Annotated in this window: 8 protein-coding genes; all 8 read right to left on the reverse strand. The window is 34.8% G+C overall.

Annotation, left to right across the window (positions count from 1 at the left end):
• Nucleotides 1–180: hypothetical protein (locus tag H8R24_RS17380; RefSeq protein WP_187018058.1), on the reverse strand; the 180-nt coding region annotated here is incomplete at its 3' end.
• Nucleotides 181–301: 121 nt separating this feature from the next.
• Nucleotides 302–727, reverse strand: a complete 426-nt coding sequence (locus tag H8R24_RS17385; protein ID WP_187018057.1) for a hypothetical protein — start codon at nt 725–727, stop codon at nt 302–304.
• Between the two features lie 16 nt (nt 728–743).
• A complete protein-coding gene (locus H8R24_RS17390; protein WP_187018056.1) occupies nt 744–1,733 on the reverse strand; it encodes a hypothetical protein in 990 nt (329 codons plus the stop codon).
• Nucleotides 1,734–1,808: 75 nt separating this feature from the next.
• On the reverse strand, nt 1,809–2,234 hold the full coding sequence (locus tag H8R24_RS17395) for a hypothetical protein (protein WP_187018055.1): 426 nt from the start codon (nt 2,232–2,234) through the stop codon (nt 1,809–1,811).
• Nucleotides 2,235–2,250: 16 nt separating this feature from the next.
• Nucleotides 2,251–3,138, reverse strand: a complete 888-nt coding sequence (locus H8R24_RS17400; RefSeq protein ID WP_187018054.1) for a hypothetical protein — start codon at nt 3,136–3,138, stop codon at nt 2,251–2,253.
• Nucleotides 3,139–3,169: 31 nt separating this feature from the next.
• Nucleotides 3,170–3,637, reverse strand: a complete 468-nt coding sequence (locus tag H8R24_RS17405; protein ID WP_187018053.1) for a hypothetical protein — start codon at nt 3,635–3,637, stop codon at nt 3,170–3,172.
• On the reverse strand, nt 3,628–4,983 hold the full coding sequence (locus H8R24_RS17410; RefSeq protein ID WP_187018052.1) for a hypothetical protein: 1,356 nt from the start codon (nt 4,981–4,983) through the stop codon (nt 3,628–3,630). The genes H8R24_RS17405 and H8R24_RS17410 overlap by 10 nt, the downstream gene beginning before the upstream one ends.
• 365 nt (nt 4,984–5,348) lie before the next feature.
• Nucleotides 5,349–6,326, reverse strand: a complete 978-nt coding sequence (gene trpS, locus H8R24_RS17415; protein ID WP_187018051.1) for a tryptophan--tRNA ligase — start codon at nt 6,324–6,326, stop codon at nt 5,349–5,351.
• Nucleotides 6,327–6,721 lie beyond the last annotated feature (395 nt).

Below are 6,721 nucleotides of genomic sequence, written 5' to 3' on the forward strand. Positions count from 1 at the left end.
ACTAACACCATCAATAATTATATCTTTGCTAGTAATGGAATTGTTTTGATTTTTCTTGACATATTGAGCAATAATAATGCCCTCTTTTACTTTATATCCATTGACGAATGAGCCATTTAAGTTTTGCATTAGTATTTTTCCAGTAAATAATGCCGTAGTAGTGTTGTCGTCTGGGTACATCGTAAAAACTACTGATTTTAGTTCTTTTTCTATCTTTAATAATAGAATTCTACTGCTTTCTTTTTCCTGTTTATAACAACCCCCTTTCTAACCAAAGGTTAGAAAGGGGGTTCTGTTCTTTTTATTTTTGTGGTTGGTTAATCACTTTAATCCTTACTACAGTTAAATTACCATATTTTTCGGCATCTTCTTTACTCCATTCCAATTCTTTTCCTTTTGTTCTTTCCTCCCATTTCCAGTCAATAATTTCTTTCACATAAACATATAAGGAGACTTTGTCTTCGTAACTACCTTCATTTTTATTAATTTGTTCTAATGTTCTGAACTTAAACGAGAAATATTGATGCCCCACTTCATTACTCGCTCCGGCATTTTTTATTGCGGGTTTGATTTCTTTTAGTAAATTTTTTAATGGTTTGTTTATAAATTGCTGTTCATTTGTTTTTAATAGTGGTACATCTTTGACTGTTTGAATCACTTGTTGTGCTTTGCAACCAGTGTTTATAAGTAAAAACAGTATTGCGTAAAATTTTAGTGTGTTTTTCATTTTTTTTTGTTTAGTATTAATTACAAGGTATTGTATTATAAGTTTTAATGCCGTTGCTTTGTGTGGTTTCTTGGGTTTTAATAGGGTTAAATTTCCCAGAATTGTCTTGTTTTAGCAATGTGATTCCAGCCGAATATTTATCTAAGATAAATGCTATTGCAGTTGTACGTCCTTCATTACCATAACCCATTATACTTTTTAGACCATCTATTTCGTAAAATATATTATTAGGAAATTCTGGGCTCTGATTCGGTAACTGGTCAGCAGGATATGTTTTTACAAAGTCTTGTGCCAGAGACAAGTTAGTGACGACTATTGCATATACTTCTCCATCAGTTAAGATATAAGTTGTCGTGAAATTACTACTTTTTACATTCAATTTTACACTGGCATAAATGTCTCCTGCTGAAAGCGGTGTTTTGTCTGGGTGGTTGTGTAGTGCCGCAAATGCTCCTTCCCAAGTTGTGTTAGTTTGTACAATGTATTGACCACCATGATTCATAGGTGCTTGTGTCATAGTACCGTCAGAAGCTGTACCTAATGTTATACTGTGCTCTTCGGTTGCATTGGCTTCATTAATTGCCTTAAGTGCGATAAGATATTCTTTGTTTTTTGATACAATAGTCGATTCTTGTGCTGTGGTACAAGGGTCTTTTGTTGGTGTTACTGGACCGCCTCCGCCAGCGCCACCATAATACCATCCCATTCCAGTATCAAGACCGCCGCTTCCAAAAGGGTCTGTATCACTAAAAAGAGACATTGAATTTATGGAAGTGAGCGGACTGTGGTAATAGTTTGTGACAATTACAACGTCATAATCAGTAAAACTAACACCATCAATAATTATATCTTTACTTGTGATGGCATTGTTTTGATTTTTCTTGACATATTGAGCAATAATAACGCCCTCTTTTACTTTATATCCATTGACGAATGAGCCATTTAAGTTTTGCATTAGTATTTTTCCAGTAAACAACGCGGTAATAGTGTTGTCGTCTGGGGACATCGAAAAGGCTACTGATTTTAGTTCTTATATCTTCAATAATAGAATTCTACTGCTTGCTTTTTCCTGTTTCTTTAATTATTTATTCACGTGGCTGTTGATCACTTTAATCCTTATTACAGTTAGATTATCATATTTTTCGGCATCTTCTTTGGTCCAATCTAATTCTTTTCCTTTAGGTCTTCGCTCCCATTTCCAATCAATAGGTTCTTTTACGTAAACATATAACGAGACTCTATCTTCCGGACGACCTTCATCTTTTTGTTGCTGTTGCAAAGGTGTAAATTTAAAAAAGAAATAAAACGGATTATCGTTGATTACTGTGGCAGTTTTAATTTCTGGTTTGATTTCTTTAAGAAGATTCTTTAATGGTTTATTTATAAATTGCTGTTCATTTGTTTTTAAAAGTGGTACATCTTTGACTGTTTGAACCATTTGTTGTGCTTTGCAGCTATAGTTTATTAAAATGAGCAGCATTACGAAAATTTTGACTGTATTTTTCATGATTATTTGTTTAGTGTTAATTACAAGGTATTGTGTTATAAGTTTTAGTACCGTCGCCTTGTGTGGTTTCTCTGGTTTTAATGGGGTTAAAATCTCCAAAACTGTCTTGTTTCAGTAATGTTATTCCAGCATTGTATTTGTCCAACATAGAAGCGATAGCAGTTGTCCTACCGGTCAAACTAGAACCCATTATACCTACGAGGTCTAGCATTTGATCTAATATAAAATCTGGAAATTCAGGGCTATAACCTGGTAACTGGTCAGGAGGATATGTTTTTACAAAGTCTTGTGCCAGAGACAAGTTAGTGACGACTATTGCATATACTTCTCCATCCGTTAAAATAAAACTAGTTGTAAAATTACTGCTTTTTACATTGAGCTGTACGCTGGCATAAATATCTCCTGCCGAAAGAGGGGTGTTGTTTGGGTGGTTGTGTAGTGCCGTAAATGCTCCTTCCCAAGTTGTGTTAATTTGTACAATGTATTGGCCACCATTATTCATAGGTGCTTTTGTCATAGTACCATTGGGAGCTTTGCCTAGTGTTATACTGTGTTCTTCAGCTGCATTGGCCTCATTAATAGCTTCAAGTGCGATAAGATATTCTTTATTTTTTGATACGATAGTCGATTCTTGTGCTGTGGTACAAGGGTCTTTTGTTGGTGTTACTGGACCGCCTCCGCCACCACCACCATAATCCCATCCCATTCCAGTATCAAGACCGCCGCTTCCAAAAAGGTCTGTATCACTAAAAAGAGACATTGAATTTATGGAAGTGAGCGGACTGTGGTAATAGTTTGTGACAATTACAACGTCATAATCAGTAAAACTAACACCATCAATAATTATATCTTTGCTAGTAATGGAATTGTTTTGATTTTTCTCAAATATACTCGCAATATTCATTGCTTCAGTTGTAAAGTCTGAATGTTTTTTGTTATTCGGTCATGTAATATGTTGTCCATTTTAGATACGTACCGTTATTTATCTTATGAATTATGTAAGTAGTTTTAGTAGATTTATAATGATTATTTTGGAACTCTTTTAATGTTATATATTTCATTCCTTTTAATGTTTTTATATTTTCAGGTTTTACCGCTTTAGGAGAAAATATAGTAGAGCTGTAAAGGGTGAAGATGAATGTGGGAACACCAAGACTAGTTGAAAGTCCGTTTTTTGATTTTTTCACGCCTTCAATTCTTGCTTGCTTAGTTTCATAACCCTTTAAATAAAAGCTAAATTGTGCTTTTGTCATTTCATTGTTTATACAAAAGTTTGCTATAGCGCTATCGTTTAAATTAATTAATACCGTAGTGTTTTCTGATTTATTGCTGTGTTGCGAAAATGATAGACAGGACCACCCTAAACATATAATTAATGGTAATTTTCTTGAAACTATTGACATGGCTGATTTGAATTTTGAAATTTGATAATTGTATCTACTATCTTTTTTCGATTTGCTTGTGTTAAATTTTTCCATGCTACTGTTGGTAACGGTGGTAAAAAAGTCGTACTATCTAAGTTGCCTCCTTTTCCCATTAATCCGCTCCAAGATAGTGCATCGTAATATTCTCTTGTATTTTGATTATTATCAAATTGCTGTAAAACGTTAGAAATTATATTTCTAGAATGTTGTGCCATTAGCTCATGTTGAACATTTGTTGGCTGTTGCCCTACTGGAACATTATATAAGTATCTAGTATAGTAATCTGCAATACCGGGATAATCATCTTTTAAACCAGTTATAAAGCTTTCAGACCATGGGATTTGCCCTTGATGTGAAAGTGATAATAGTTTTCTATACATTTCAGCGTGTAGCAATTCGTGAAAAAATGTTCTTGCAATATCTAACGCAGGTCTTTTTAACTGATCTGGATTAAACATAATGTTAATTGAAAAATTTATTGGTTCGTATGTTACAGCAGTAGTTGAAGGAGGATAGTTAGGATCTATACCGACACTTAGTTTTAAATCGGCTATAGAGAAAGCACTGTCAAATTGTTTCAAGTAGTATTGAAAGGTTGGAGAACCACCTAACTTATCGTAGACACCTTTTAAACAAGGGTTGTTTTTAAATGAATTATCTATTATTACCTCGTCTAAAGGTGTTATAGGACCGCCTCCGCCTCCGCCACCATAATCCCATCCCATTCCAGTATCAAGACCGCCGCTTCCAAAAGGGTCTGTATCACTAAAAAGAGACATTGAATTTATGGAAGTGAGTGGACTGTGGTAATAGTTTGTGACAATTACAACGTCATAATCAGTAAAACTAACACCATCAATAATTATATCTTTGCTAGTAATGGAATTGTTTTGATTTTTCTTGACATATTGAGCAATAATAACGCCCTCTTTTACTTTATATCCATTGACGAATGAGCCATTTAAGTTTTGCATTAGTATTTTTCCAGTAAATAATGCGGTAGTAGTGTTGTCGTCTGGGTACATCGTAAAAACTACTGATTTTAGTTCTTTTTCTATCTTTAATAATAGAATTCTACTGCTTGCTTTTTCCTGTTTATTTATAATTGGAATTACCGTTAACAACTGATTAGTATTGGTGATTTTTTCTTGCGAAATCTGATCGAAATTAGGTTGTAGTGTTATTTTTTTTCCTGTTTGCGACGAAGTAGTTGCACTGTTTTCTCGTAGAAATGAAATCGCTTCTAACACGCTTACAGTTTCAATGCTAGCTTGGTTTTTAATAGTCTCTTCTTCTACTTGACAGTCAGTGAATGTAAGTGACATGATAAATGCGAGCAAGAAGGTGCCAAATGGCTTAGCCTTGACTAGCTTGCGTTTGGTTTGGTTTGGTTTGGTTTGGTTTGGTTTGGTTTGGTTTGGTTTGGTTCATGATCAGTTTTTAAAGTTAAAGTAATTTTTTAATACTGTTGCTAACAAAGTAACGGTTTCTATTACGGAATCACAATACCCACTTTTAGTGATTTTTCAGTAATGCTCTTAAACCTTAAATCAATGGCTGTGGGCTGGTGTTTTCTTGAGAAAGTATTTGGTAGCATTACTCGTAGACACAAATAAACCGCAAATTCACAGCTTATTTATGTTTTAAATAATTTGCGAATTTGCGGTTTGACTTTTTCTTTTATACTGTTTTAAAGCGTTTCAAAGCCTAGTTTTTCTCTTACTCTAGATAATACGCCATTTGCAACCGTTGTTGCTTTATTTGCGCCTATTTTAAGCAGAGCATCTACTTCTGGAAGGTTATTGATGTAGTAGTTGTATTTTTCTCTTTCGGTTTTAAAAGTCTCGCAAATCAGTTCGTATAACGCTTGTTTGGCATGACCGTAGCCATAATTGCCGCCTACGTAATTGCTTCTCATTGCAGCCAGTTGTTCTTCAGTGGCCAATAAGGAATAAATTGCAAAAGCATTACAAGTATCTGGATTTTTGGGCTCTTCTAGTGGTGTACTATCGGTTTCGATAGACATTACTTGCTTGCGCAAAGCCTTATCATCAAGGAATATATTGATAATATTATTAGCTGATTTACTCATCTTGCCACCATTGGTTCCCGGAATCAACATGCTGTCTTCTTGAATTTTAGCTTCGGGTAAAACAAAGGTTTCTCCCATTTGATGGTTGAAACGCGAAGCGACATCGCGGGTGATTTCTAGATGCTGCAATTGGTCTTTTCCTACTGGAACTATTTGAGCATCGTACAATAAAATATCGGCAGCCATTAACATCGGGTACGAAAACAATCCTGCATTTACATCGTCTAAACGGTCCGCTTTATCCTTGAAGGAATGAGCTAATGTTAAACGCTGAAACGGAAAGAAACAACTCAAATACCAAGATAATTCGGCTGTTTGTGGCACATCCGATTGTCTGTAAAAAACCACTTTGTTGACATCAAGTCCACAAGCCAGCCAAGCTGCTGCAGTGCTGTAGGTGTTTGCTCTTAAAGTTGTTCCATCTTTTATTTGGGTAATGGAATGCAAATCGGCTATGAAAAGATAGGATTCGTTTTTTGGATCATTCGATAATTGAATTGCTGGAATAATTGCTCCTAATAGGTTTCCTAAATGCGGTGTTCCTGTACTTTGAACGCCAGTAAGTATTTTTGCCATTGTGTTTTTTTCTGAATCACAAAGTTCGCATAGTTTATTTATTTACGGCAAAGTTCATGGAGTTTTTTTTTGATTTTTTTTGGGTGGAGTTAAACCACAAAGGGTTTTTTGTACGGGCTTAACCACAAAGGGCACTAAGTTTTTTTGTATTGTATGGGTTTAACCACAAAGGGCACTAAGTTTTTTTGTATTGTATGGGTTTAACCACAAAGGGCACTAAGGTTTTTTGTATTGTGTTGGTTTAACCACGGAGGTCACTAAGTTTTTTTGTATTGTGTTGGTTTAACCACGAAGGTCACTAATTTTTTTGTATTGTCGGGTTTAACCACGGAGGTCACTAAGTTTTTTTGTATTGTGTTGGTTTAACCACGAAGGTCACTAAGTTTTTTGTATTG

Source organism: Flavobacterium muglaense, from assembly GCF_014305155.1.
Lineage (GTDB): Bacteria > Bacteroidota > Bacteroidia > Flavobacteriales > Flavobacteriaceae > Flavobacterium > Flavobacterium muglaense.